1 protein-coding gene is annotated in these 956 nt (G+C 54.6%); it reads left to right on the forward strand.

Going from position 1 to position 956, the window contains the following annotated elements:
* The coding region (tuf, locus tag FTE26_RS04920) for an elongation factor Tu (protein WP_000223459.1) at positions 1 to 956 on the forward strand (956 nt) is incomplete at both ends.

Genomic DNA, 956 nt, shown 5'->3' on the forward strand with positions numbered 1-956 from the left:
GACACCCCGACCCGTCACTACGCACACGTAGACTGCCCGGGGCACGCCGACTATGTTAAAAACATGATCACCGGTGCTGCTCAGATGGACGGCGCGATCCTGGTAGTTGCTGCGACTGACGGCCCGATGCCGCAGACTCGTGAGCACATCCTGCTGGGTCGTCAGGTAGGCGTTCCGTACATCATCGTGTTCCTGAACAAATGCGACATGGTTGATGACGAAGAGCTGCTGGAACTGGTTGAAATGGAAGTTCGTGAACTTCTGTCTCAGTACGACTTCCCGGGCGACGACACTCCGATCGTTCGTGGTTCTGCTCTGAAAGCGCTGGAAGGCGACGCAGAGTGGGAAGCGAAAATCCTGGAACTGGCTGGCTTCCTGGATTCTTACATTCCGGAACCAGAGCGTGCGATTGACAAGCCGTTCCTGCTGCCGATCGAAGACGTATTCTCCATCTCCGGTCGTGGTACCGTTGTTACCGGTCGTGTAGAACGCGGTATCATCAAAGTTGGTGAAGAAGTTGAAATCGTTGGTATCAAAGAGACTCAGAAGTCTACCTGTACTGGCGTTGAAATGTTCCGCAAACTGCTGGACGAAGGCCGTGCTGGTGAGAACGTAGGTGTTCTGCTGCGTGGTATCAAACGTGAAGAAATCGAACGTGGTCAGGTACTGGCTAAGCCGGGCACCATCAAGCCGCACACCAAGTTCGAATCTGAAGTGTACATTCTGTCCAAAGATGAAGGCGGCCGTCATACTCCGTTCTTCAAAGGCTACCGTCCGCAGTTCTACTTCCGTACTACTGACGTGACTGGTACCATCGAACTGCCGGAAGGCGTAGAGATGGTAATGCCGGGCGACAACATCAAAATGGTTGTTACCCTGATCCACCCGATCGCGATGGACGACGGTCTGCGTTTCGCAATCCGTGAAGGCGGCCGTACCGTTGGCGCGGGCGTTGT

Origin of the sequence: Escherichia sp. S10b, from assembly GCF_028421345.1 — a bacterium.
Classification (GTDB): domain Bacteria; phylum Pseudomonadota; class Gammaproteobacteria; order Enterobacterales; family Enterobacteriaceae; genus ECMA0423.